The following is a 25,124-nucleotide window of genomic DNA, read 5'->3' as shown; positions in this document are numbered from 1 at the left end:
GTCTTTTTCTATAAGAAGAAGATATGGCCATACTTCATGGGTTCATTTCAAATTTCATCTGACTCTGATGTTGGATTTAATCATTTACATTATGTATACACGGAACTTTGCCAGTAATGAAATTAAGCGTTTATTTTCAGGTTAAATCGATATTTATTGATTTTGATCCGCCACGGTGGACCAATTACTGGTAGATATTGTTTTGCCCCCCTCCAATTATGTCGGAAATTGATGCTACTGGTAAAGAAGCGTATAATCATGTTTATATTATTATTTGATTTTTTTAGGCTTCAGCTCCTCAAAGAAAATATCATCATTGGGAACGTTGAATTCCATTCCATGTACTTCCAATTTGTTGTTGATCAAAAACTGTAAAGTCCCAAAATCAAACCAGGCGTGTTTTTCGTCCCACTTTATTTCGTAGGTGTCAAAATGCCAATGTTCTAGTGAAGCAGAAAGTCTAGGAGCATCCTCAAAATACAGTCTTAGCTTTTCATTTTCATACTTTACTTCGATAAGTCCATAAATGTCCGACTGGTATTTTCCTACAAGTTTATCTTTAGCAACACTGGCTTTGGTCCCGCTGATTCTGGTTTTTTTGATGTCAGCAACCCTTTTGTCTTCTTTTTCATTCTCAGACCTTCTCTTCAGCATGTCGGAGGACCAATCTTTATCTCCGGTTCCCAAAAACCTGTCAAGTGCATAGTAAGTGGCCGCCATGATGGGGCTTTGGTGTCCATTGGTCAGTACTACTACTCCAAGTTTCTCGTCCGGAATCATGGTGACTGCAGTGATCATCCCATCGTATCCGCCGGTATGTCCCACCATCATTTTTCCGTGGAAGTCACCTATAGTCCAGCCCAAACCATATCCACTGAAGTGTCTTCCCAGGTCATTTTTGACGGTATGATCCACAGGGAATACATTGTGTAAGGTCCAGACCATGTTTCTGGTTTGCTTGGTCAGCAAGGTGTCTTGACCTAATATGCCGTGGTCCATGTTAAAAATCATCCACTTTGAAATATCCTTTACAGAAGATATCAGTCCACCTGTGGCAGCGATGGTTTCCCAGTCTTCAAAAGCTATGGGGAAATTTTTTTCATCTTCTCTTCCGTGTGGGGTTGCTACATTGTCTGTGTTTTCCAAAGCTTTAGCAGTAGTCAGGGTGCGGTCCATGCCCAATGGCTGGAGAATCCGCTCTTTTACATTTTCTCCCCAGCTTTTTCCAGTGACTTTTTGAATGATTTCCCCAGCAGTGATGTACATGAGGTTGGAGTAGCCATATCCTGATCTGAAATCATAGGCTTGGGGCAATTTGCCTGCTCTTCTGATGAAATCTTCAGCAGAGCCCTCGTTTTTATACCAGATGACATCACCGCTGAATGTACCCAAACCTACTCTGTGGCTGAGCAGATCTCTGATGGTGACCTGACTGCTGATCCAAGGATCGTCGAAGAGGGAGAAGTACGGCAAGTGATCTTTGACCCGGTCGTTCCAGTTCAATTTGTCCTCCTGTACCAGTATTCCCAGTAGACTTGCCGTGAAAGCTTTGGAGTTGGAGGCAATGGCATAGAGTGTGTTTTCATCCGGTTTGTCAGATTTGCCTGTTTCTTTTGTTCCGTAATTGCCGGTGAAGATCAGTTCACCGTCTTTTACAATTCCTATACTTGCACTGGGGACATCCCAGTCTTTTACCATTTTTTCAAAATATTGATCCAGCTTGTCCAGCTCCGGGGATTGTTGGGAAATAGCTGTATGGATAAATTGGAAGCTCAGGAATAAAGCGAGTAGAGTTTTTTTCATGTTAAAGTTTTTTCAGGCGACTTGAAGTTATCAAATCCTGTTTATCCGGCAAAATCAAAAGTTTTTTAATGAAAAATGGCCTTACAATCTGCAAGGCCATTTTGGTTGGAATTAATAGTTGGTTTAGTGTCGTGACAGAAATTAAACAAGTACTGTGCCAATAGGGGGCTTGTTTGTTATTCATATACATCCATGTAGAGCACTACACCTATTGAAGGCTGTATCCAGGTCAGCACTGAGCGAACAGGTTGATAGGAAAAAGAACCGCCTCCTTGTGGTTCGGGGTCGAATTTTGTTCCCTCTTTGAGAAGAAATTCCACTCTTCGGGTATCCTGATACATTATTTTGAGTTGGAAAAAGCCATCATCGGGTGTTTTGAAAGGTATTTTCAAGCCACCTCCCAGTCTGAAAGCTCCTATCCAATTGGCTAAATCCCTGTCCTCCTCGATGGGTTCTTCAAAGCGGCTTTCCCTGATTTTGTATCGCGTGTAGAGGTAGTTAGTTCCTCCCTGCAATTCGATAAAGGGCTTGAGTTTCCAGTCAACCTCAGGAAGGTAGCGGAACATTCCCATGATGCTAAGCAAGTTGTTGTTTCTCCTCAGGCGTAGCTCGTCCGAAAAGCCCCGATAAAGGTCTGTTCTTTTTTCAAGCTTTGTTCCATACATGCCATACCCTACGCTAAGCCCAAGGTCGATCGGTAGGTTCCAGAATTCATAGATCAAAGAAGTGCTGAGTTCCGGAAAGACCGTTCCTGAACTGGCCTCTTTTAGGTTTCCTGTGGGCAAACCTACTCCTGCCTCAAATCCCAGTCCCCAGTTTTGGGCATTTAAGAAAACAGGGAAAAACAATAAAAATGAAAGGCATAAAGTGCTAGTTGTTTTGAACATGGTCCGGGGTTTTAATGAAAAAGACTCCAATATTTTGCTTTAGTTTCAAATATCCCAAAAAAACTTTGGAAGTCGATTGGCTATTTTCAGGCTATGGAATGCTGGTTTTGATAAAATTTTCTACCTTTGCAGTCCGTTCGGGTGAACGGGGTCCTTGCGGTTGAAAATCAGGGGCTTTATCTAAAAACAAAAACCTCAATCCGATGACTCTAGGATTGTTGAAAGTCAGAGTTACAAAATATTATGTCAAATCAAAAAGATTTTAACTGGGACGATTTCGACACCAAAGGATTTGGTGAAGGCTATTCCAAAGAAAAAAGAGCTGAAATGGAGGCCCTTTACGAAGGTACTCTTAATGAAATCACCGAAAAAGAAGTCATCAAAGGTACTGTAGTTGGTATCAATGACAAAGACGTGATCATCAACATCGGCTTCAAATCTGACGGATTGGTTCCTGTTTCGGAATTCCGTGACCTTCCTGATCTTAAGATCGGAGACGAAGTGGAATTGTTTATCGAAGAGCAGGAGAATGCATTGGGCCAGTTGGTACTTTCCAGAAAGAAAGCCAGAATGGTACGTGCATGGCAGGATATCGAAGATGCCCTGGCCAATGATTCTGTGATCGAAGGTCTTGTTAAAAGAAGAACCAAAGGTGGTCTTATCGTAGATATCTACGGTGTAGAAGCGTTTTTGCCAGGTTCTCAGATCGACGTGAAGCCTATCAGAGATTTCGATATCTATGTAGGTAAGAAAATGGAAGTCAAAGTGGTGAAAATCAACCACACCAATGATAACGTAGTCGTATCACACAAAGTCTTGATCGAAAAAGATCTTGAGAAGCAAAAAGCTGAGATCCTGAACAACCTTGAAAAAGGACAGGTACTTGAAGGTGTGATCAAAAACATGACCAACTTCGGTGTATTCATCGATTTGGGTGGTGTTGATGGTTTGCTACACATTACTGATATCTCTTGGGGTAGAATCAACCATCCTGAAGAAGTACTCAACCTTGATGACAAAGTTCAGATCGTTGTTCTTGACTTTGATGATGACAAGAAGAGAATTTCTTTGGGTATGAAGCAATTGACTGCCCATCCATGGGATGCTTTGTCTGCTGATCTTGAAGTCGGTTCCAAAGTACAAGGTAAGATCGTCAATGTAGCCGATTACGGTGCATTCCTAGAGCTTGCTCCTGGTGTAGAGGGATTGATTCACGTTTCTGAAATGAGCTGGTCACAGCACTTGAGAAATCCTGCTGACTTTGTACAGGTAGGTGATGAAATCGAAGCAGTAGTATTGACTTTGGACAAGGACGAAAGAAAAATGTCTTTGGGCATCAAGCAGCTTACTGAAGATCCATGGACCAAAGGTGACATGGTGACCAAGTATGCGGTAGGTTCTAAGCACAAAGGTGTGGTAAGAAACCTTACCAACTTCGGATTGTTCCTCGAGCTTGAGGAAGGTATCGACGGTTTGGTTCACGTATCTGATCTTTCTTGGACTAAGAAAATCAAACACCCGTCTGAATTTGTCAAAGTAGGAGACGAATTGGAAGTAGCTGTGTTGGAACTTGATGTTGACAACAGAAGACTAGCTCTAGGACATAAGCAGTTGGAAGAAAATCCTTGGGATACTTTCGAATCTGTATTCCCTGTAGGATCTGTGCATAAGTGTACTGTAGTTTCTAAAAATGACAAAGGAGCAGTTCTTGAGCTTCCTTATGGTTTGGAAGGTTTCGCAACCAACAAAAACTTAGAGAAAGAAGACGGATCTTCTGTAGAAGTAGGCGAATCTTTGGACTTCAGAGTAACTGAATTCTCAAAAGAAGACAAGAGAATTGTTCTTTCCCATACAGCAATGTTCAAGGAAGAAGCAAAAGTGGCTCCAGCTCCTAAGAAATCAGCCCCTAAGAAAAAAGCAGAAAGTGCTCCGGAAGAGAAATCTACCCTTGGAGATCTTGACGCTCTTGCTGAGTTGAAGGAGAAAATGGAAGGTGGAAAGAAATAATCTCTAGAAACAAGAGACAAGATTCAAGAACCAAGACGGTTCAATATAGATAAAAGTGGCTGCTGAGAGGCGGCCACTTTTTTTGTGTCTTTGATGTATCCTTCGATGTTTTAGAGGCCTCAATGGATTTTTTTTTCTTAATTGATTTCACTCTAAAGAGGGGGGCAACAAAGGATAAGACAACTAAGTATAGCGGTTTTGGGTGAAATTATGTAATTTCCAGAATGAGATATTACTTCCCCCTGATTTTACTTTTGAATGTATTTTTTGCCTGTAGTGAAAGAGATAATGATTCTCAAACCACAACTGACTCAAGCGATTGGGAACTTGTTATCTTGGATTCTATCCAAGTGGATTATTTGGGGAATGTGGATGGGGGAGATTTTAAAAATGGTGTAGGTGTTTTTTTCAATTTTAAGGAAAATAAATTAATCAAGTTTGATTCAAGTGGAAGGGTACTCCAAGAATCCTCCTACCCAAAAGACGGACCAGGCCGTGTAGAATACCCTACACAGTTGAAATTTACTGAAGAGGGGGGGCTTTTTGCGGCTAGCTTTATGGGTTGGTTGTATGAGTTAAATTCAGACCTTAGCCTTAAACAACAAATTGAGCTTTCTTTTCCAACTTTGGCAAAAGACGGGGGAGGCTTTATTCAGAACCTTGGGCACTGGAATGATTCTCTGATCAGCTATTACCCTGGCAGAGGCGGTGTCAATCCTTATGATCCCCACTTTATCAGAGATAATTTTCTTTTGGAAAAAATTGACCCAAACACAGGAGCATCGGTTCCTATAATCCGTATCCCAAATACTTCCAGATACTCTTCTGATAAATACTATGAAAGGGCCTGGATTCAATTTGGGATATCTGGGGATATGCTTCATTTGGTTTTAAACAATGAGACTCTAATCCATACTTATGACTTGAGCAAAGGAGGGAAATATTTAAATTCAGTGGATTTTAAGCCATCTAAATTTTTGGATAATGGGGAGCATTCAGAAAAATATCAGTACATCTCCAGAACCAGAATGCTGGATGGGAATATCCGACAGCTATTTGTAACTGAAATGGGAGTTGTCTTGATTTACCTTGAAGGAATAGATGAAGATACATTTATGCAAAATGAACTGAAAGAACCAATGAACTTCCCTAAATACAAAAATTTCCAAAATAAGGTTATGAAAATAGTTCTTCCTGACTCTTCACTTTCGAATGAAATCGTAGTGCCTTACAAAATAGGGGCGATTCTAAACATTGAAGGTTTGGATAAACCCTTTTATGCAATTCGTGATGATGATTTTCTTGGAGAGGAGCAGGATTATATCACTTTTTATAAGTTGCACTTGCAAAGAAAATAAACGGGTTTTTGAAAAGTGGAATAATTAAGGTCCATTCATTTGTTGGATGGTCTATAAAGAGAAAGGTTCAGTTTTTCACCAATCAATCTTCTCAGCCTTAATTGGCAAGTCCCTCACCCTTGTTCCTGTTCCGTCAAAAACAGCATTGGCAATGGCTGCTGCCACTGGACCTTGCGCAGCTTCTCCAGCACCTAGAGGTTTTTCCTCGGGACGGTTGATCACATGCACTTTTACTTCTGGGGTTTTCATTGCGCGCAATATCGGGTATGAATTCCAGTCTTTGCTCAAAATGCCGTTTTCATCATAATGGACTTCTTCCAACAGTGTCCAACTGGCAGACTGTATCATTCCGCCTTCTGTCTGGTTGATCAGTCCATCAGGATTGATACAGAGACCCGCGTCTATCACGGCCGTCAGTCTCTTGAGGTGAAAGCTTTTTTTATCCTTAAATACCGTTACCTCTGCTAGCACAGCCAGGTAAGCAGCTGAATTTTTGTACTTGGCAAAAGCCAAGCCATACCCGGTATCACTTTTTTTAATCCTGTCATGATAGCCTGTTTCTTTGGCCAATTTATCCAAGACAGCTATTGCTCTTGGATCATCTAGGTTGTTTTTGCGGAAATTAAGCGGATCCTGATCTGCCAAGTGAGACAGTTCATCTATAAAAGATTCCAGAGCAAAAATATTCCCATAGGCCCCAAGGCCTCTCAAGGCTGATGTTCTGAGCGGACCATCGTAATTGTGCAATAGCAGCCTTTTATCGCTTATATTATATAGAGGTGTGGCATTTCTATAAGAGCCACCAGAAAAACCTCCCTTGTCAAAAGTGAAGGGATTCTCGAGATGTCTGGCAGAAACATAATTGCCAGCGTCGCCTCGGGGTCTTGTGCTGTGGGTGTCGGACCATATCTGAGTATCCCAAGCCGTGATCAGGCCTTGGGCATCCATTCCTGCACTGAGCTCTATCCGCATCGCTGAACCATAGGGTTCCCACATATGCTCATTTTCTCTCATCCATTGCAGGCGAATGGGTACATTGGGAAAAGCTTTGGCAATCAAGGCAGCCTCGGCAGATACATCATCGGCCCCGTTGTGCCCATAGCAGCCCGAGCCGGGAAGTCCAATACAGCGGATACTTTCTTCGTTTATGTCAAACAGATCCGCAAGGGTATTTCTAAGGGGATACACTCCTTGGGTGGGTGACCAAACTGTCAGCTTCCCGGCTTCCCATTTTGCCAATGCACAAGAAGGTCCCGTAGAGCCATGCATGTGATAGGGTCTGAAAAATGAAGCCCGGTGTTTTTTATTGGATTGATTGATTTTGGACAGAATGCTGTTGTTTTGCTCAATTGTCTGTGGCGATTGGCTTTTGCGCTTCAGGTCTTCAAAAAGCTGATCAGGCAAAACCGTTATTTTTTCGCTTTCCCAAGTTGAGAGCTCTTTGAGTTTTTCCCAGGCTCTGATGGCCTGGTATTCCCTTTTTGCCACTACAGCCAAAAAGGAGCCGTCTTGGATAACTTTGAGCACCCCTTGAAGGCTGATTGCCGACTCCACATCTACTGACACCAGTCTGGCACTATAGCTGGGAGGGTGGACGATTCTGGCATGTAGCATTCCGGGAAGCCTCAGGTCATGGACGAAGTGGGTTTTTCCCAAAACCATATTCAGGATATCCTCTCTGAGAATGGAATTGCCGATTACCTGATGGTTTTTAGCGTCTTTGAAAGCTATTTTATTATCTACTTTAGATTCTAGGTATTTGCCATCCAAAAGTTCCCAATAGCTTGCCTTTTGACCACTGGGGCCTAGAATTTCTCCATTTTTCACTTCCAAACTCTCGATATCGATGTCCCAATTTACAGAAGCAAGGGAGAGCATGTAATTTCTGGCTGTAGCTGCCGCTTCACGTATGGCTTTGCCACTTCCTTCTACAGAATTACTTCCCGCGGTATAGCCTTCGTTGGCTGTTTGCCCTGTATCACCGTTGATGATATGGCACCTATCTATGTCCACATCCAGTTCTTCAGCTGCTATTTGTAACAGTGCGGTGCGGATCCCCTGGCCTAGTTCCTGTTTCCCAGTCAACACGGTGACGTGGCCATCCGCATCAAGTCTGATCCAGGAATCAATAAGATTCTTATCCAAATGAGGCCTTTCGGGAATTCCTTCGTAGGTGGAATACCCAAGCCCTTCTTCATCTTTGGGTTGGCAATAGGCCAGAGGGAGAAGGTTGAAACCTATTAATAGATGCCCGGAAGTTTTTAGGAAATCCCTTCGGCTTGGTTTTGGTATTGCCATGGCTTAGAATTTGGAGTTGGTTTCTGCTGTTTTCAATATAGCACGGATAAACCTATTGTGTGTACCGCAGCGACAGATCACCTTATCCAGAGCACTTCTCACTTCTTCTTCATCCGGATTGCTGTTTTTTTTGAGCAGGGCCAATCCGGCTATCAGCATGCCATTGAGGCAATATCCACATTGGGCGGCCTGTTCTTTGTAAAAACTCTCTTGAATAGGGTGGAGATTGTCTCCATTAGCCAGACCTTCTATGGTCTGGATTTCCATTTCCTCAAAGTTTTTGCAAGGCTGAACACAGGTGGGAACAGCTTCTCCGTCGGCCAACACCATGCAGGTACCGCACTGCTGCAATCCACAACCGAATTTGGCACCATTCAGTCCAAATTCATCTCTCAATACATACAACAATGGCTCATCACTCTCCACTTCCAAAGAACGGGCAGTTCCATTTACTTTTAGCTTGATAGGCATAAGGGGTCCGGTTAATCTTCCGATAAATTAGCCATTATCAGAAGAGTATCCAAAAGTATGAGGACAGAAGGCCCTATATTTTGACCGCCTACAAGAGAAACAAAATTATTAGATCAAGCCTATAGAAATCTCCATGGGGATCTCCATGACCACTTCTCCCTCAAAAGGTGCAGGTCCTACATACTGGAGGTTCATTATAAATTGTACCCTAGGGCTTCCAAAAAACAATTGGGTAATGGAATTGGCTACATTATCAGGGAGAGGAAGGCTTACAGGCTCTGTGCTCAAAGAAGAAACTGGAGGTACTACCACTTCTACGTTTTGGGTAGGGTCATCGGGGTTCGAAAAAAGTATTGTTCCGCTGATCACTCCCTCACTTTCCAATATTTTTCCACTTTCTGAAGCAACCTCTCCTTTAAAAAGTAATTCTACAGATTTGAATTGAATGTCAAGCAATTCAGAAACACCGGTTCGGACATCTTGGGGAAAGTCATCATCTGTAAGATCAATATCTTCTTCTTTCAGGATCAAAAATGGTGAATCGCTTGTGTACTCCCCAGCAGGAATCTGAACATCAAAAGACTCTTTGAATGTCGTGGAATAGGATGTATTCAGTAGTTCTTCGACAAGTTCACAGGAAGTAAAAATAAATAGAATGGTGAAGGTACAGGCCAGTTTTTTCATAGTGAATTCATTTTATTAAGAAGGAATTTAGACAATATGATTGAGACAAAGCCCTGTAATTGAGTGAGAAGTTAATTTCGATTATTAATTGGGAGCTATGAACTATTGCATTTTTGTGGTGGCCTTATGGGACTTCATTTATCCAGCAGGTTTTTCGATAGTCTCAAAATCTGAACATTTGTCAAAAATGAATTCCAGAGAATGGTTTGGGTTGCAGGTTATTTTTTCTAAAAATAAAAAGCATCCCTATACAGAGATGCTTTTATGTGGAGGTCGCGAGCGGATTCGAACCGCTGTACAAGGTTTTGCAGACCTCTGCCTAACCGCTCGGCCACGCGACCCTGTGCCAATCGGAATGCAAATGTATGGATATTCGGCTTTTTTACAAAAGTATGTGAGTGATAAAATTTTAATGATATTAATCCAAATGTCTTGAGGAAAAATCATCCCGAAATTAATCTGCTGAATTCCAGGAGTGGCCATTGGTATAAAAGGTACCAGTTTTTGGTTTATTTATAATGTTTCTAAATTATTTGGACTGAAATCTTAATCTTTGTAAACTTCTGTCAAACAAAGGCTTACAATAAGTATACGCATGTTTACATATACGGCACTCGTATTTCTGTTAAGTTTGAAATATAGAATCGGGGTAGTACATTTGCAATGTTTATTCAAAACCGTGCAAAAAACTGTTTAATCAAGTATAAATATGTCGATCAATCGCTCGTTATCACGTGTTCCGATGAAAATTAGCACCCTGGTGATGCTATTCTTCCTGAGTTTTGGGACACAAGTCTTTGCGGCTCACCCTGATGTTTCTGATGCTGAAGAAGCCATTGCAGCAGGTAAGTCGATTTTCAACGCCAATTGTAGGACTTGTCACAGGTTAGACCAGAAAAATGTCGGACCGGCATTAAGAGGCGTTACCGACCGTCATTCCATCGATTGGACAAAAAGATTTATCCGAAATTCCCAGGCTCTTATTGCTTCAGGAGATGCTGAAGCTGTGGCTATTTACAATGAGTACAATCAGCTGGCAATGCCATCACATGAATTCCTTTCTGATGATGAGTTACTGGATTTGCTTGCCTACATTGAATATGGCGACAAAGCTGATGCTTCTGCCGCAGCTGCTGGTGGAGAAGGTGGAGAAGGAGTTGCCGGAGGTACTGGAGTACCAAGTGAATACCTGACTATAATTTTGGGAGTCTTGGTTTTGGTGCTTTTCCTGATTCTAGTAGTATTGGGCCTGATCATTTCTATTCTTAACAAGTATCTGGATACCCAGAAATTGGAAGAAGATGATAAGCAATTTGTCAATCAGAAATATGATTTCGGAAAGATCCTGAAGTCAGATGCTTTTATTATCATCATAACAACCATTGTGATTGCTTTGGTGGCCAAGACAGCAATTGATGAGCTTTACACCGTGGGTGTACAGCAAGGCTATGCGCCAAAGCAGCCAATTGCTTTTTCCCATGAACTTCATGCAGGGCAATATGAAATCCAATGTCAGTATTGCCACACAGGTGTTGAGCTAGGCAAGTCTGCCAATATCCCGTCCGCGAATATTTGTATGAACTGCCACATGCATATCCAAAATGTAGGTGGAAAAGACGGAATCTCTCCTGAGATACAAAAGATCTATAATGCTGTAGACAATGATCAGCCAATAGAATGGGTAAGGGTCCATAACCTTCCTGACCTTTCTTACTTCAACCACGCACAGCACGTTGTGGTTGGGGGTGTGGAATGTCAGACTTGCCACGGTCCGATAGAGGAAATGGAAGTGGTTTATCAGCACAGTTCATTGACCATGGGTTGGTGTATAGACTGTCACAGACAGACCAATATCCGTTTTGAGAAAAACGAGTACTACGACAAGTTGGTGCAGTTGCACAAAGATTCCAAAGAGCCTTTGAAAGTAAAAGACATTGGCGGCTTGGAATGTGCCAAATGCCACTATTAATCTAAATAAATTCAGAACTTACTTTTCTTGAATATAAAATGAAGGAAAATAAAAAGACCTATTGGAAAGGGCTAGAGGAATTGACAAACCAGCCGGAGTTTGTAAAGAATGCTGAAAGGGAATTCCCTGAGGCACCATCTGTTTTGGGTGGAGAAGAAGGGGCTTCCAGGAGAGATTTCCTCAAATTGATGGGATTCAGCTTGGCCGCGGCTTCTCTTGCAGCCTGTGAGGCACCGGTAAGAAAAGCCATCCCTTATGTCAACAAGCCTGTTGATGTAAACCCTTCCATTCCGAACTACTATGCTTCTACTTTTGCTTCAGGTGGTGATTATGCCTCCATTGTAGTAAAAACCAGAGAAGGCAGACCTATTAAAATTGATGGTAACGAACTTTCTCCTATTAATGGAAAAGGTGTCAATGCCATTGTAGAGGCTTCTGTATTGTCACTTTATGACAAGCAAAGACTTAAAGGTCCTCATATTGATGGGGAACTGACTGATTGGTCTACTTTGGACAGCCAGTTGAAATCAGCTCTTGGGTCAGCAGGTTCTGTGAAAATTGTAACCAACACTATCCTTTCACCTTCTACCCAGAAGGCATTGGATAAATTTGCTGAGTCTGTAGGTGGGGAAATCATTACTTACGATCCCGTATCCAACTATGGTATACTTAAAGCAGCTGAGACCTCCTATGGAGTAAGTGGGTTGCCTACTTATAAATTTGACAATGCCAAGGTTATTGTAAGTTTTGGAGCAGACTTTTTAGGTACATGGATTTCTCCGACTGAATTTGCAAGGCAATATGTAAAGGGAAGAAAGATTACCAAGGAAAACCCTAATATGTCAAGGCATTTCCAATTTGAGTCAAATTTATCTTTGACCGGCGCCAATGCTGATTACAGAACTCCTATCAAGCCGTCCCAGTCTGGACTTGCGGTTCTTGCGCTTTACAATGCCCTTGCAAGAAAAGGTGGTGCTGCTACAGTGTCAGGTGCCAGTGTTGAAATAGCCAATATCGATCAGGCTGCTAATGAACTTTGGTCCAATAGAGGAAATTCTATTGTGGTTTCAGGTTCCAATGATCCAAATGTTCAGATTGTGATCAACGCAATCAATGACCTTTTGGGGAATAATGGTAAGACTGTAGATTTCTCCAAGCCTTCTTATTTTAGAAAAGGTGATGACGAGAAAATGAACAAGTTTGTAACTGATCTAAAAGCAGGAAGAGTTGGCGGAGTAGTTTTCTACAACTGTAACCCTGTGTATGATTTTGCAAAAGGCGCTGATGTGGAAGAAGGCATTTCTAAAGCAAAAGTTTCCGTATCTACCAACAGCACCATGGATGAAACAGCTTCTTTGGTGAAATTTGTAGCTCCGGATCATCATTACTTGGAATCTTGGAATGATTTTAATCCTAGAAGCGGAGAATACAGCTTATCCCAGCCTACTATCTCCCCACTTTTTGATACCAGACAGGCTCAGGAGTCTTTCTTGGTATGGGCAGGTGAATCAAGCAATTACTTTGATTTCTTGAAAGATAACTGGTCTGAATCCCTGATGGGAACACAATCCGAAATTTCTGACAGTCAGGAATTCTGGGACAGATCATTATATAATGGTGTGTATTCTGATGGTTCTGAAAGTGAAGAGGTAAGTGGATCTGTAGATGTATCCGCTGCTGCTACTGCTATTGGAAGGTCTTATAAGGCGGACAATGCAGGTGCAGAACTTTCTATATACACCAAGGTAGGAATTGGAAGCGGAACCTATGCCAACAACCCTTGGCTTCAGGAGATGTCAGATCCTATTTCCAAAGCTACTTGGGACAACTACCTTACAGTATCTCAGAAATGGGCCAAAGACAATAATGTAAAAATGGTAGAAGGTGCTACCAAGAAAGCTAAAATTACTGTTGGCGATAAGTCTTTGGTAGTTCCTGTTTTGGTACAGCCTGGTCAAGCCGATGGTACTTTTGGTCTTGCACTTGGATATGGTAGAACCAAAGCGGGCAGGGTTGCTAACGGAGTAGGTGTAAATGCATATGAGTTGCTTGACCTATCCAAAGGTTTTGTCAACTATGACATCACAGAAGGAGTAAGTGTTGAAATCACTTCGGATGCTTACAAGATCGCACAGACTCAGACACACCAAACTTACATGGGCAGGGACTTTGTGATCCAGGAAGCTACATTGGCTGATTACAAAAAAGATGCTTCAGCAGGCAGATACCAACCAAAAATCTACAAAGAAGGTGAATTTGTAAAACCTTCAAAGGTTTCCTTGTGGAAAGGTCACAAATACAGCCAACACCACTGGGGATTGGCGATAGACATGAACTCTTGTATTGGTTGTGGTGCCTGTACGGTTGCCTGTCAGGTTGAAAACAACGTGGCTGTAGTAGGCAAGCAGGAGGTTCTCAACAGAAGAGAGATGGCATGGATAAGGATAGACAGGTATTACAGTTCTCCTGAAGGTGCAAGTTCAAACAGTGAATTGGAAAAAGCTGCAGATAATCCTGAAGTTACCTTCCAGCCTATGATGTGTCAGCACTGTAACAACGCTCCTTGTGAGACAGTATGTCCTGTAGCTGCAACCACTCACTCTTCCGAAGGTCTAAACCAAATGACTTACAACAGATGTATAGGTACAAGATATTGTGCTAATAACTGTCCATATAAAGTAAGAAGGTTCAACTGGTTCAAATATCATGACAACAAGGACTTCTCTACGGTTAACGTTGCTCAAAATGATGATTTGGGTAAAATGGTTCTTAACCCTGATGTTACCGTTAGGGCTAGAGGTGTGATTGAAAAATGCTCCATGTGTGTGCAGAGAATCCAACTTGGAAAACTTACTGCTAAGAAAGAAGCAAGAAAAGTTCAGGACGGAGAGATCAACACTGCATGTGCTGCGGCATGTCCTACTGATGCGATTGTATTTGGTGACATGAACGATCCGGAAAGTAAAATCACCAAAATGCTCAAGATCGAAGAAAACACTACTTCCGCAGTGAAAGAAGTGAATGAAGAGAGAGCATATCACGTATTGGAAGAGATCAATGTGAGTCCAAACGTATGGTATTTTACCAAAATCAGAAATAAGGAAAAATCAGAAGCGTAATAATAATTTTATAAGATATGCAAGTTACTTCATCCGTACGTGAACCGCTGATTACAGGCGGGAAGACCCTCAAGGACGTCACTCATGATATATCAAGGCAAGTAGAAGGCAAGCCTAGTATGCTTTGGCTTCTGGCATTGCTTGTATCTGTAGGTGCATTGGCGCTTGGCTTTATCGCCTTGGCAGCCACACTTTGGGAAGGTATCGGAATGTGGGGCCTTAACAAGACCATTGGTTGGGCTTGGGATATTACCAACTTCGTATGGTGGGTTGGTATCGGTCACGCAGGTACATTGATCTCAGCAGTATTGCTGCTTTTCAGACAAAAATGGAGAATGGCCATCAACAGAGCTGCGGAAGCGATGACGATTTTTGCCGTAATCTGTGCTGCCATGTTCCCTATTATCCACATGGGTAGGCCTTGGTTGGGTGCTTATTGGGCACTTCCATTGCCAAACACCTTTGGATCACTTTGGGTAAACTTCAACTCTCCACTTCTTTGGGACGTTTTTGCGATCTCTACTTATTTTTCAGTATCATTGGTTTTCTGGTACATCGCATTGATTCCTGATTTTGCTACTATCCGAGATAGAGCCACAGGATTGAGAAAAGTAATTTATAGTGGATTGGCATTCGGATGGGATGGAGCAGCAAAAACCTGGAGCAGATTTGAAACTGTTTCCTTGATTTTGGCTGGTTTGGCTACGCCTCTTGTACTTTCAGTACACACCATTGTATCCTTTGACTTTGCGACTTCAGTTATTCCGGGATGGCACACTACCATCTTCCCTCCGTACTTTGTGGCGGGTGCAATTTTCTCTGGATTTGCGATGGTATTGACGCTGATGATTGTGACCAGAAAGGTATTCAAGTTGGAAGACTACATTACCATTGGCCACATCGAATTGATGAACATTGTAATCATCATTACAGGTTCGATTGTCGGTATAGCCTATATCACTGAATTTTTCATCGCATGGTATTCTGGAGTAGAAGCAGAGCAGTATGCATTTGTCAATAGGGCATTTGGACCTTATTGGTGGGCATATTGGGCAATGATGACCTGTAATGTAATTTCTCCTCAGCTATTCTGGTTCAAGAAAATCAGAACCTCCATTGTGTTGACTTTCATCCTCTCATTGGTAGTAAACATCGGGATGTGGTTTGAGAGGTTTGTGATTATCGTAACTTCATTGCATAGAGATTTCCTTCCTTCATCTTGGGCGATGTTTTATCCGACTTGGGCTGATGTTGGGGTTTACCTTTTCACATTCGGACTGTTCTTTACCTTGTTCTTCCTTTTCGCGAAGTTCTTTCCGGTAATCAACATGTTTGAAATCAAATCTATCATTAAATCTTCATCCACTAAAGAAGCTAAATAATCATGGAAAGAGATAAGAATTTTATCCTCGGTGTGTTTGACGATGAGGATGTATTATTAAATGCAGTGACTCAGGTAAGAAACAGTGGGGTCAAGATACAAGAAGTATATTCTCCTTTCCCTGTTCATGGTTTGGATGAAGTGCTTGGATATAAAAGAAGCCGCTTGCCAATAGCAGCCTTTTTGTTCGGGATGCTGGGTACTACGCTAGCGCTTACTATGCAGTTTTACATGATGAAGTTTGACTGGCCAATGATCATAGGTGGTAAGGACCATGCTGCATTCCCGGCATTTATTCCGGTTACCTTTGAGCTGACTGTACTATTGGCTGCTTTCGGGATGGTGGGTGTATTTATGGTGTCTTCCAACTTGAAGCCATGGGGGCAAGTAAGAATATTTGACTTAAGAATCACGGATGACAAGCATGTAATGGCCATTGATTTGGCTACCAATGCAGGTATTGGAGAAGAAAAGCTTGCCGAAGTATTGAAACTTTCGGGAGCTACTGAAGTCAATAAAAAAAGTTTTGAATAGGTAAATTGAAGTCATGAAAATCAAAAGATATCTATATACAATCGCCATGGCAGGTGTTGCTTTCGGAGTAGCCTCCTGCGGTGCGTCAGGAGATCACCCTGGATATGAATATGCACCACAAATGTATAATTCAGTTGCCTATGAGCCTCTTTCTCAGATCAAGAATGAAGATGAAGGAAGTTGGCTTTCCAGCAGAGAAGATGGTAAAGGAGAGTTTTTTAATAGTAATCCTAACAACCCTCATGGAATGAACATGAGAGAACCTGTTGAGAATACCGTTCCAAGAACCAGAGACGGATACCTTCCTTACAGACTTAAAGCTTTTGAACTTGAAAAAGCCGCTGAACTGAAGAGCCCAATTGAAGCTACAGATGAGGTGATTGCTGAAGGTAGGGTTCTTTATACCCAATATTGTGCTACTTGCCATGGAGCTGGTGGTGAAGGAGATGGTAAAGCCGGTGAAGTAGTTGGTGGTGTGGCAAACCTAAAAGGTGGCGCTTACATAGACCTTCCGGAAGGTCACATTTTCCACGTGATCATGAAAGGTAAAGGCCGTATGGGTGCACACGGTTCTCAGATTCCACAGGAAAGAATCTGGAAAATTGTTCACTATGTTAAACAAGAAATTCAGAAACAATAATCATGGCTCATAGCACTACAAACTACAATTTGGATCAAAAATTTGAGTTCACAGCTGCGCTGAAGAAGTCAATTATGACGGTATTGGTGATCGGTGCCGTAATCCTTGCGATTGGAATTATCACTGCCATGCTTGGTGGCGGTCATGACCATGCCGAAGGAGGAGATCATGGATATCATTGGTATCAAAGGTTGTTCGCCAACCTCTGGATCAATAATGTGTATTTTACAGGAATAGCTGTTATTGGAGTATTCTTTTTTGCCATCCAATATGCTGCGCAAGCTGGTTGGTCTGCTGGGATTCTAAGAGTAATGTTATCATTTGGGTACTGGTTGCCATTTGCAGCTGTATTGATGATCGTGAGCTTTTTTATAGTAAATCATGATATTTTCCACTGGACGCACAGTGACCTGTTTGATCCAAATGATTCTCATTATGACAAAATCATTGATGGAAAAGGTGGTTACTTCTATTGGCCTCTGGAAAAAGGAAGTTTTCCGATCTTCTTTGTAATTAGATTGGTTGTTTTCTTTGGATTCTGGGTGTTCTTTTTCAACAAGCTAAGAACATTGGCTTATGAAGAAGACATTCATGGAGGAACAGATTATTGGAGAAAAATCAGAACTTGGTCAGCCCTGTTTTTAGTTTTCTTTGCTGTTTCTTCTTCTATATCAGCTTGGGATTGGGTCATGTCTATTGACACGCACTGGTTCTCTACCATGTTTGGTTGGTATGTGTTTGCCTCTTGGTTTGTAGCAGGTCTATCTGCGATTACTTTAGTGGTAGTTTACCTTAGAGAAAATGGATACTTGGAAATGGTAAATGAAAACCACGTTCATGACCTCGGAAAATTTGTATTTGCCTTTTCTATATTCTGGACATACATCTGGTTCTCACAGTTTTTGTTGATCTATTATGCCAATATCCCTGAAGAATCAGTTTACTTTATTGAAAGATTGGAGAGCGACGTGTATAGCCCGTTCATTTTTGTAAATCTAGTGCTAAACTTCTTTCTTCCCTTCCTTGTTCTTATGACTAGAGATGCAAAAAGACATGCTATTTTCTTGAAGGTAGTTTGTTCTTTGATCATTCTTGGACACTGGTTTGATTTCTTCTTGATGGTACAGCCTGGAACATTGGGACAGAATGGTGGATTTGGTTTGATGGAAATAGGCATGTTCTTACTTTATGGCTCAGCTGTAGCCTTAGTAGTATTGAGCAATTTGGCCAAAAGACCTTTGGTAGCCAAAAATCATCCGATGTTGGAAGAGAGTTATCATCATCATATTTAATTATCCGAAAAATTTAAAATTATGTACGGATTTCTAATTGCAGTAGGCGCTTTGTTGTTACTATCCATTATTTGGATGGTGTACAGGATTCAAACCCTAGTATCAGTTGTTAAAGGAAGTGATAAAAAAATCGCTTCAGGTAGCAATAAAATTAATGCTTTGATGTTTGTGTTCTTCTTGGTTGGAGCTACCATTCTTATGTTTTGGTATTCTATTAAGGAGTTTGACAATTATCAATTGCCTGTAGCTTCCGAACACGGTGTAGTAACCGATCAATTGTTTTGGATCACTATGGCAGTAACAGGTGTGGTATTTCTTATTACCCACGTATTGTTATTCTGGTTCCCTTATAAATATCAGTGGAAGGAAGATAGAGTAGCTTCATTTTATCCTGACAACAACAAACTTGAGGTGATTTGGACAATTGTTCCTGCTATAGCCCTTACCGTTTTGGTGATAGGAGGATGGAGAGCCTGGTCTGATATAACTGCACCAGCTCCTGAAAACTCTCATGTTGTTGAAATTCTTGGGTATCAGTTTGCATGGGAGGTGAGATATCCCGGCATGGACAATGTGCTTGGTGAGCATGATTATAGGTTGACATCTGCAACGAATGTTTCTGGCGTGGATTTTTCTGATAAAAATGCTTTGGACGACTTCTCTTCACCTGTAGTGGTAATCCCAAAAGGTGAACCTGTTCTCTTCAAAATCAGAGCAAGAGATGTACTTCACTCTGTATTTGCTCCACACATGAGGCTTAAGATGGATGCAGTACCAGGTATGCCTACAAGATTTTGGTTTACTCCAACCAAGACCACCGAAGAAATGAGGAGAGAAACAGGCAATGATGAATTCGTTTATGAAATTGCATGTACAGAGATTTGTGGCCGTGGTCACAATTCTATGAGAAAAGAAATTCGTGTAGTGGAACCAGAGGAATACAGAAAGTGGTTGGCCGATCAAAAGCCTTATATTGTAAATAATCCTTCTCTGGTAGAAAATCTTCCTGCAGACTTAAAAGAATTGGCTGAAATAACCATCAGCGAGTATAAGTAATTAAATTAAATAATTATGGCAACAGCTAGTGTAGCTTCTCATAGTGGTGCTGCACATGATCATCATGATCATGAGCACCACGATAATTTTATCACCAAGTACATTTTCAGTACTGACCATAAAATGATCGGTAAGCAGTTTTTAATTACCGGTATGTTTTGGGCAATTATTGGTGGTTTACTTTCCCTAATATTCCGACTACAATTAGGTTTTCCTGAAATGGATATGTCTTTCATGAAGCCGATTCTTGGAGGGTGGATTGATGAAACAGGTACCTTGGATCCTGAGTTCTACCTTGCATTGGTAACCATGCACGGAACTATTATGGTATTCTTTGTTTTGACTGCTGGTCTTTCAGGTACCTTCTCCAATTATTTAATTCCACTTCAAATCGGAGCAAGAGATATGGCTTCCGGATTTATGAACATGCTTTCATATTGGTTCTTTTTTGTTTCCGGTGTGATCATGTTTATTTCCTTATTTATTGAAACCGGACCTGCAGCAGGAGGATGGGTAGTATACCCTCCACTTTCAGCTCTTGAACAGGCTATTCCCGGTTCAGGATTGGGAATGACTTTGTGGTTGATATCAATGACTTTCTTTATTGCTTCTTCTTTGTTGGGTGGTATCAATTACATTACTACTGTTATCAACCTAAGGACCAAAGGCATGTCATTTTCCAGGCTTCCATTGACCATATGGGCCTTTTTCTTAACAGCAGTTATTGGTTTATTGTCCTTTCCTGTATTGTTCTCAGCAGCATTACTTTTGGTATTTGACAGGAGCTTTGGAACAAGCTTTTACTTAGCAGATATCTACATTGGTGGTGAGGCATTGCCAAACACAGGTGGTAGTCCTGTTTTATATCAACATTTGTTCTGGTTCTTGGGACACCCTGAAGTATACATTGTATTGTTGCCAGCATTAGGTATTACTTCAGAGATCATCGCTACCAATTCCAGAAAGCCTATCTTTGGTTACAAGGCCATGATCATTTCCATGTTGGGAATCACTATTCTTTCATTCGTAGTATGGGCGCATCACATGTTTGTGTCAGGTATGAATCCTTTCCTTGGTTCAATTTTCATGTTCTTGACATTGATCATTGCGATTCCATCTGCGGTTAAGGTATTCAATTACCTTACTACACTTTGGAGGGGTAACTTGATTTTCACTCCGGGAATGTTATTCTCTATAGGTCTGGTGTCCTTCTTTATATCGGGTGGTCTTACAGGGATTTTCCTAGGAAACTCGGCTATCGATATTCAATTGCATGATACCTACTTTGTAGTAGCTCACTTCCACTTGGTAATGGGTTCTGCCTCTTTCTTTGGATTGATGGCGGGTGTATACCATTGGTTCCCTAAGATGTTTGGAAGAATGATGGATGCCAAGCTGGGATACATTCACTTCTGGGCAACTTTCATTGGAGTTTATTTAGTGTTTTTCCCAATGCACTATATCGGTATTGCCGGTTTCCCAAGAAGATATTATACGTGGACCGGATTTGAATTTTCCAACATGTATACAGATTTGAATATGTTTGTCTCAATTGCAGCCATTCTTACATTTGGTGCACAGTTGATATTCCTATTCAACTTCTTCTATTCTATGTACAGGGGAAGGGTAGCTCCTCTTAACCCTTGGAGATCTAATACACTGGAATGGACTACTCCACTTCATCCAGGACATGGTAACTGGCCTGGAGAAATACCTTCTGTTTACAGATGGCCTTACGATTATTCTAAGCCTGGTGCTCCAGAAGATTTCATTCCTCAGACTGTGCCTTTGTCAGCTACTCCAGAATCCAATCTTCCTCATGAGCAGGAGTTGGTGAAATTGGAAAAAGAGATTATTGCTGAAGAAGAGGCTGTATTGGTCGCCAATGAATCCACAAATTCTTAAATCAATTAACAGCTTTCGCAGTATAGCTTTGATTACTGTGATAGCTGTTTATTTTCTGATATTAGTCGGCGGGATCGTTAGAAGTACAGGCTCAGGAATGGGCTGTCCCGACTGGCCAAAATGTTTTGGGAGTTTGGTTCCACCTACAAGTGTGGACCAGCTCCCAAACGATTATCAGGACATATACTTAGCCAAAAGGGTTAAGAAAAATGAAAAGTTTGTTGCTCAACTCGATGCTCTTGGATTTCATCAAAAAGCAGATGAGATCCGAAATGACAAGACCATTCTGATTGAGGAGGAGTTTAATCCGGTTAAAACCTGGATTGAATACCTAAATAGGTTGGTAGGAGCTGTAATAGGTCTGCTGGTTCTGTTTACGGTGTACAGGTCTTTGGCTTTGTGGAAAACGGATAAGACCATAACCCTTATCTCGGTATTCAACCTCTTTTTGGTATTGTTCCAAGCTTGGATAGGTTCTATAGTGGTTTCTACCAATCTGTTGCCTTGGATGATTACTCTTCATATGGTTTTGGCCTTGGTGATTGTCTGCTTGTTGCTGTATACCTACTACAGATCATATAGATTGGCTGTTCGTACCGGATATGCGACTGAAATGCCTAAGCGCTTGTTTTATATTCTTACGGTGGGTTTTATTCTAATGCTCGTGCAGGTTGTCTTTGGTACGCAGGTCAGAGAAGAAATTGATAAAGTTGCCTTTGAATATGGGTATCTACTCAGAAATGAGTGGATTGATCAGTTAGGGTTGACATTCTACATCCATAGGTCTTTCTCCTTGCTTCTATTGGGTATCCACCTTCTTTTCATTTATAAAGTTTACAAGTATTCCATGAGGAATACAATGCTTTACAACTGGTCTTTGATTCTAATCGGCTTTATAGGTCTGGAAATAGTTTCAGGTGTTGCCATGGCATACTTTGGAATTCCAGCTTTTCTTCAGCCTGTTCACCTGTTGTTTGGTTCATTGATTATTGGGGTTCAATTCGTGTTATTATTGCAATTGAAAGACCAACAAAAATTACAATTAGAAAAGGTTCATGAGAACAATTAATATTTCAGAACAGGCCTTATTCGAGGCGATTTCCTTTAGAGCAAAAGCCTACCTAGAGTTGATAAAGCTTAGGCTATCTGCTTTGGTCACTTTCTCTGCTGTATTTGGTTTTATTCTGGGAGATTCAGGCACCTTGTTTTCCTGGGGAGCTTTCTTCGCCTTGATGACAGGAGGTTTCCTAATAACCGGTGCTTCTGGTGCAGCCAATGAAATATTGGAGAAGGAATATGATAAGTTGATGAAAAGAACTGAAAAGCGACCTTTACCGATGAAGCAGATCTCTGTTCAGGAAGCATATTGGTTTACTTTCATTACTGCATTTCTTGGGATCAGCATTCTTTGGCTGTTTACCAATCCTCTTACTACATTGCTTGGAGTAGTAAGCATGGTTTTATACGTGTTCGTTTATACACCGCTTAAAAGAGTTGGTCCTATAGCAGTATTTGTTGGAGCGATTCCAGGAGCAATGCCTCCTCTGTTGGGATGGACAGCTGCTACCGGACAAATCAGTGTTGAAGCGCTGATAATCTTTGGAATACAATTTATCTGGCAGTTTCCTCATTTCTGGGCAATTGCTTGGGTGAGTGATGAAGATTACAAAAGGGCTGGATTCAAGCTATTGCCTAGTGGCGGCAAAAAAGATCTTAATACTGCTATTCAGATAATGATTTATACGCTTTTCCTGATACCTCTTGGTCTATTGCCAATGTATTTTGGACTTACTGGGATCAATTCTGCCGTAGTGGTTACCATCTGTGGGGTTTTGTTTTTGGCACAGACTTTCTCCTTAATGAGAGATTGTTCCAGAAAATCTGCTCTGAAAATTATGTTTGGTTCATTCTTGTACCTTCCTATTGTACAGATAGCATTCTTGCTGGATAAAATTTAAAACATGGAAGAGAAATTTGCATACATAGAGGGAGCGGAACAACCTATTTCCATGCATCCCAAAAAATTTGCCCTGTGGCTTTTTATAGTTACTGTGGTGATGATATTTGCTTCTTTGACGAGTGCTTACATAGTCCGTCAAGCAGAAGGCAATTGGCTGGAGTTTCAGCTGCCTGATATTTTCTATTATACTTCCGGTATTATAATATTGAGTAGCATAACACTTCATTTTGCTTATGTTTCTGCCAAGAAAGATGAGCTATCAAAAGTTAGGTTGGGTATGATATTGACCTCTGTTCTAGGGTTAGCCTTCTTAGTAGGTCAATGGTACAGTTGGGTGGCTTTGGTAGACAGAGATGTGTTTTTCGTAGGTAATCCTGCGGGTTCATTTCTTTATGTTTTCACTGGACTCCATGCATTACACCTCATAAGCGGTGTGATTTTTCTAATTATTGTGTTAATTTCGTCCTTTAGATATAAAGTTCATTCCAAAAATATGGATACCATGGAAATGTGTGTCACTTATTGGCACTTTCTTGGTGGGCTTTGGTTATATCTATTTATGTTCTTGTTATTGAATCATTAAAAATAAAAGTAAATTTTAACTCATATGTCAACGACTGCGACTGCTGTTGGAGTAAGCTCCAAAAGAGGAATCTGGGGAGGTGGTAACGAACCACTTAAAGCCAGCTATGGAAAACTTATGATGTGGTTTTTCCTTCTTTCAGATATCTTTACATTTGCCGCCTTTTTGACAGCTTATGCTGCGATCAGAGTATCTTACCCTGGATATGCCGGGCCTGAGGATGTATTTGTAGGCTCCAATGAATACTGGCCTGTTCCTGAAATGGTATTTGACGCCATTCCGTTTTTTCATGGGGTACATATTCCATTGGCATTTGTAGGTTTGATGACCTTTATCCTTATCATGAGTTCTGTTACTATGGTTTTGGCTGTTGAAGCTGGTCACAGAAATGACAGACCTGATGTGGTTAAATGGTTGCTTTGGACTCTTCTTGGTGGCATCACTTTCTTGAGCTGTCAGGCTTGGGAATGGTCCCACTTTATACATGGGACGGATGGGGGCTCTTTAATGACTTACGTCAACAATCTAGGTCAGATTGTTTCAGAAACAGTATATGGAGCCAATCTTGCTGTAAATGAATACGGACCTGCAGCTTTTGCCCAACTTTTCTTTTTTATCACTGGATTCCACGGATTTCACGTTACTATAGGAGTTTTCCTCTTGTTCTTAGCGTTTTATCAGGCAGCAGTAGGTGTTTATGAAAGAAGAGGACACTATGAAATGGTGGAAAAAATTGGCCTTTACTGGCACTTTGTAGACTTAGTATGGGTATTTGTGTTTACCTTCTTCTATTTGATCTAACTTATTAATAAATAGCATTATGGCAACTAATGAAAATAAATCTTCTCTTGAAGTAATACCTAGAAACGAAGAGAAAATCAAGAAAATCTGGAAAACTGCGGGTATTCTTTTGGTTTTGACTTCCATTGAATTTCTTTTTGCTTTCACCCTTCCTAGAGGCCTGTTGCTCTATGCAATATTCATCGGGCTGACTATTTGGAAAGCAAAATACATTATGATGGAATTTATGCACCTTGGCGAAGAAGCAAAGCCTTTGTTTTATTCCATAATAGTGCCGTTGATTTTCTTGGTTTGGCTTGTAATCGCCTTGATGAGAGAAGGAAGTGATATCTTCATGATAAGGTGGTAATCACACATAATTTATAAAAAAAAGTAG

20 protein-coding genes and 1 tRNA gene are annotated in these 25,124 nt (G+C 41.2%); 15 read left to right on the top strand and 6 right to left on the bottom strand.

The window, feature by feature from the left end; genetic code table 11:
- Positions 1 to 270: 270 nt before the first annotated feature.
- On the bottom strand, positions 271 to 1,803 hold the full coding sequence (locus EGN73_RS14180) for a serine hydrolase (protein WP_219291089.1): 1,533 nt from the start codon (positions 1,801 to 1,803) through the stop codon (positions 271 to 273).
- Between the two features lie 176 nt (positions 1,804 to 1,979).
- Positions 1,980 to 2,690 (bottom strand): hypothetical protein, encoded by a 711-nt coding sequence (locus EGN73_RS14175; RefSeq protein ID WP_219291086.1) that lies wholly within the window; start codon positions 2,688 to 2,690, stop codon positions 1,980 to 1,982.
- A gap of 243 nt (positions 2,691 to 2,933) precedes the next feature.
- Between EGN73_RS14175 and rpsA the strand changes: the two genes are divergently transcribed.
- On the top strand, positions 2,934 to 4,697 hold the full coding sequence (gene rpsA, locus EGN73_RS14170) for a 30S ribosomal protein S1 (protein WP_219291083.1): 1,764 nt from the start codon (positions 2,934 to 2,936) through the stop codon (positions 4,695 to 4,697).
- A gap of 224 nt (positions 4,698 to 4,921) precedes the next feature.
- A complete protein-coding gene (locus EGN73_RS14165; protein ID WP_219291080.1) occupies positions 4,922 to 6,055 on the top strand; it encodes a hypothetical protein in 1,134 nt (377 codons plus the stop codon).
- 75 nt (positions 6,056 to 6,130) lie between these two features.
- Here the strand turns inward: EGN73_RS14165 and EGN73_RS14160 are convergent, their stop codons facing one another.
- From EGN73_RS14160 to EGN73_RS14145, 4 genes are all read right to left on the bottom strand, one after another.
- Entirely contained in the window at positions 6,131 to 8,353 is a 2,223-nt protein-coding gene (locus EGN73_RS14160) for a xanthine dehydrogenase family protein molybdopterin-binding subunit (RefSeq protein ID WP_219291077.1), read from the bottom strand.
- Between the two features lie 3 nt (positions 8,354 to 8,356).
- Complete coding sequence (locus tag EGN73_RS14155; RefSeq protein ID WP_219291074.1) at positions 8,357 to 8,824, bottom strand: (2Fe-2S)-binding protein; 468 nt, start codon at positions 8,822 to 8,824, stop codon at positions 8,357 to 8,359.
- A gap of 108 nt (positions 8,825 to 8,932) precedes the next feature.
- The gene (locus tag EGN73_RS14150; RefSeq protein ID WP_219291071.1) at positions 8,933 to 9,508 is read right to left on the bottom strand and encodes a hypothetical protein; all 576 of its coding nucleotides are present in this window, start codon (positions 9,506 to 9,508) and stop codon (positions 8,933 to 8,935) included.
- A gap of 267 nt (positions 9,509 to 9,775) precedes the next feature.
- A tRNA-Cys gene (locus EGN73_RS14145) sits at positions 9,776 to 9,849 on the bottom strand.
- A gap of 368 nt (positions 9,850 to 10,217) precedes the next feature.
- Between EGN73_RS14145 and EGN73_RS14140 the strand changes: the two genes are divergently transcribed.
- From EGN73_RS14140 to EGN73_RS14080, 13 genes are read left to right on the top strand one after another with little or no spacing between them, the layout of a single operon-like run.
- A complete protein-coding gene (locus tag EGN73_RS14140) occupies positions 10,218 to 11,477 on the top strand; it encodes a c-type cytochrome (RefSeq protein ID WP_219291069.1) in 1,260 nt (419 codons plus the stop codon).
- 38 nt (positions 11,478 to 11,515) lie between these two features.
- Positions 11,516 to 14,596, top strand: a complete 3,081-nt coding sequence (locus tag EGN73_RS14135; protein ID WP_219291066.1) for a TAT-variant-translocated molybdopterin oxidoreductase — start codon at positions 11,516 to 11,518, stop codon at positions 14,594 to 14,596.
- 17 nt (positions 14,597 to 14,613) lie between these two features.
- Positions 14,614 to 15,978 (top strand): NrfD/PsrC family molybdoenzyme membrane anchor subunit, encoded by a 1,365-nt coding sequence (gene nrfD / locus EGN73_RS14130; protein ID WP_219291063.1) that lies wholly within the window; start codon positions 14,614 to 14,616, stop codon positions 15,976 to 15,978.
- Positions 15,979 to 15,980: 2 nt separating this feature from the next.
- Positions 15,981 to 16,511 (top strand): DUF3341 domain-containing protein, encoded by a 531-nt coding sequence (locus EGN73_RS14125; RefSeq protein WP_219291060.1) that lies wholly within the window; start codon positions 15,981 to 15,983, stop codon positions 16,509 to 16,511.
- 13 nt (positions 16,512 to 16,524) lie between these two features.
- Positions 16,525 to 17,151 carry a c-type cytochrome gene (locus EGN73_RS14120; protein ID WP_219291057.1) on the top strand — a complete coding sequence of 209 codons (627 nt, stop codon included), beginning with the start codon at positions 16,525 to 16,527 and terminating at the stop codon, positions 17,149 to 17,151.
- 2 nt (positions 17,152 to 17,153) lie between these two features.
- Positions 17,154 to 18,443, top strand: a complete 1,290-nt coding sequence (locus EGN73_RS14115; RefSeq protein WP_219291054.1) for a quinol:cytochrome C oxidoreductase — start codon at positions 17,154 to 17,156, stop codon at positions 18,441 to 18,443.
- Between the two features lie 21 nt (positions 18,444 to 18,464).
- Positions 18,465 to 19,499 (top strand): cytochrome c oxidase subunit II, encoded by a 1,035-nt coding sequence (locus EGN73_RS14110; RefSeq protein WP_219291051.1) that lies wholly within the window; start codon positions 18,465 to 18,467, stop codon positions 19,497 to 19,499.
- A gap of 15 nt (positions 19,500 to 19,514) precedes the next feature.
- Entirely contained in the window at positions 19,515 to 21,404 is a 1,890-nt protein-coding gene (locus EGN73_RS14105) for a cytochrome c oxidase subunit I (RefSeq protein WP_219291048.1), read from the top strand.
- Positions 21,385 to 22,473, top strand: coding sequence for a COX15/CtaA family protein (locus EGN73_RS14100; protein ID WP_219291045.1), 1,089 nt, complete (start codon positions 21,385 to 21,387; stop codon positions 22,471 to 22,473). Before EGN73_RS14105 ends, EGN73_RS14100 begins: the two co-directional genes overlap by 20 nt.
- Complete coding sequence (gene cyoE, locus EGN73_RS14095; protein ID WP_219291043.1) at positions 22,460 to 23,362, top strand: heme o synthase; 903 nt, start codon at positions 22,460 to 22,462, stop codon at positions 23,360 to 23,362. Before EGN73_RS14100 ends, cyoE begins: the two co-directional genes overlap by 14 nt.
- Before the next feature lie 3 nt (positions 23,363 to 23,365).
- Entirely contained in the window at positions 23,366 to 23,947 is a 582-nt protein-coding gene (locus tag EGN73_RS14090; RefSeq protein ID WP_219291041.1) for a cytochrome c oxidase subunit 3, read from the top strand.
- A gap of 24 nt (positions 23,948 to 23,971) precedes the next feature.
- The gene (locus EGN73_RS14085; RefSeq protein WP_219291039.1) at positions 23,972 to 24,748 is read left to right on the top strand and encodes a cytochrome c oxidase subunit 3; all 777 of its coding nucleotides are present in this window, start codon (positions 23,972 to 23,974) and stop codon (positions 24,746 to 24,748) included.
- Between the two features lie 19 nt (positions 24,749 to 24,767).
- Positions 24,768 to 25,097: a cytochrome C oxidase subunit IV family protein gene (locus EGN73_RS14080; RefSeq protein ID WP_219291036.1), complete on the top strand. Its 330-nt coding sequence runs from the start codon at positions 24,768 to 24,770 to the stop codon at positions 25,095 to 25,097.
- The last annotated feature ends 27 nt before the right edge of the window (positions 25,098 to 25,124 follow it).

Origin of the sequence: Arthrospiribacter ruber (genome assembly GCF_019343195.1) — a bacterium.
Lineage (GTDB): Bacteria > Bacteroidota > Bacteroidia > Cytophagales > Cyclobacteriaceae > Arthrospiribacter > Arthrospiribacter ruber.
The sequence above is the reverse complement of the archived record's forward strand: the minus strand, read 5'-3'. Positions and strand labels throughout refer to the sequence as shown.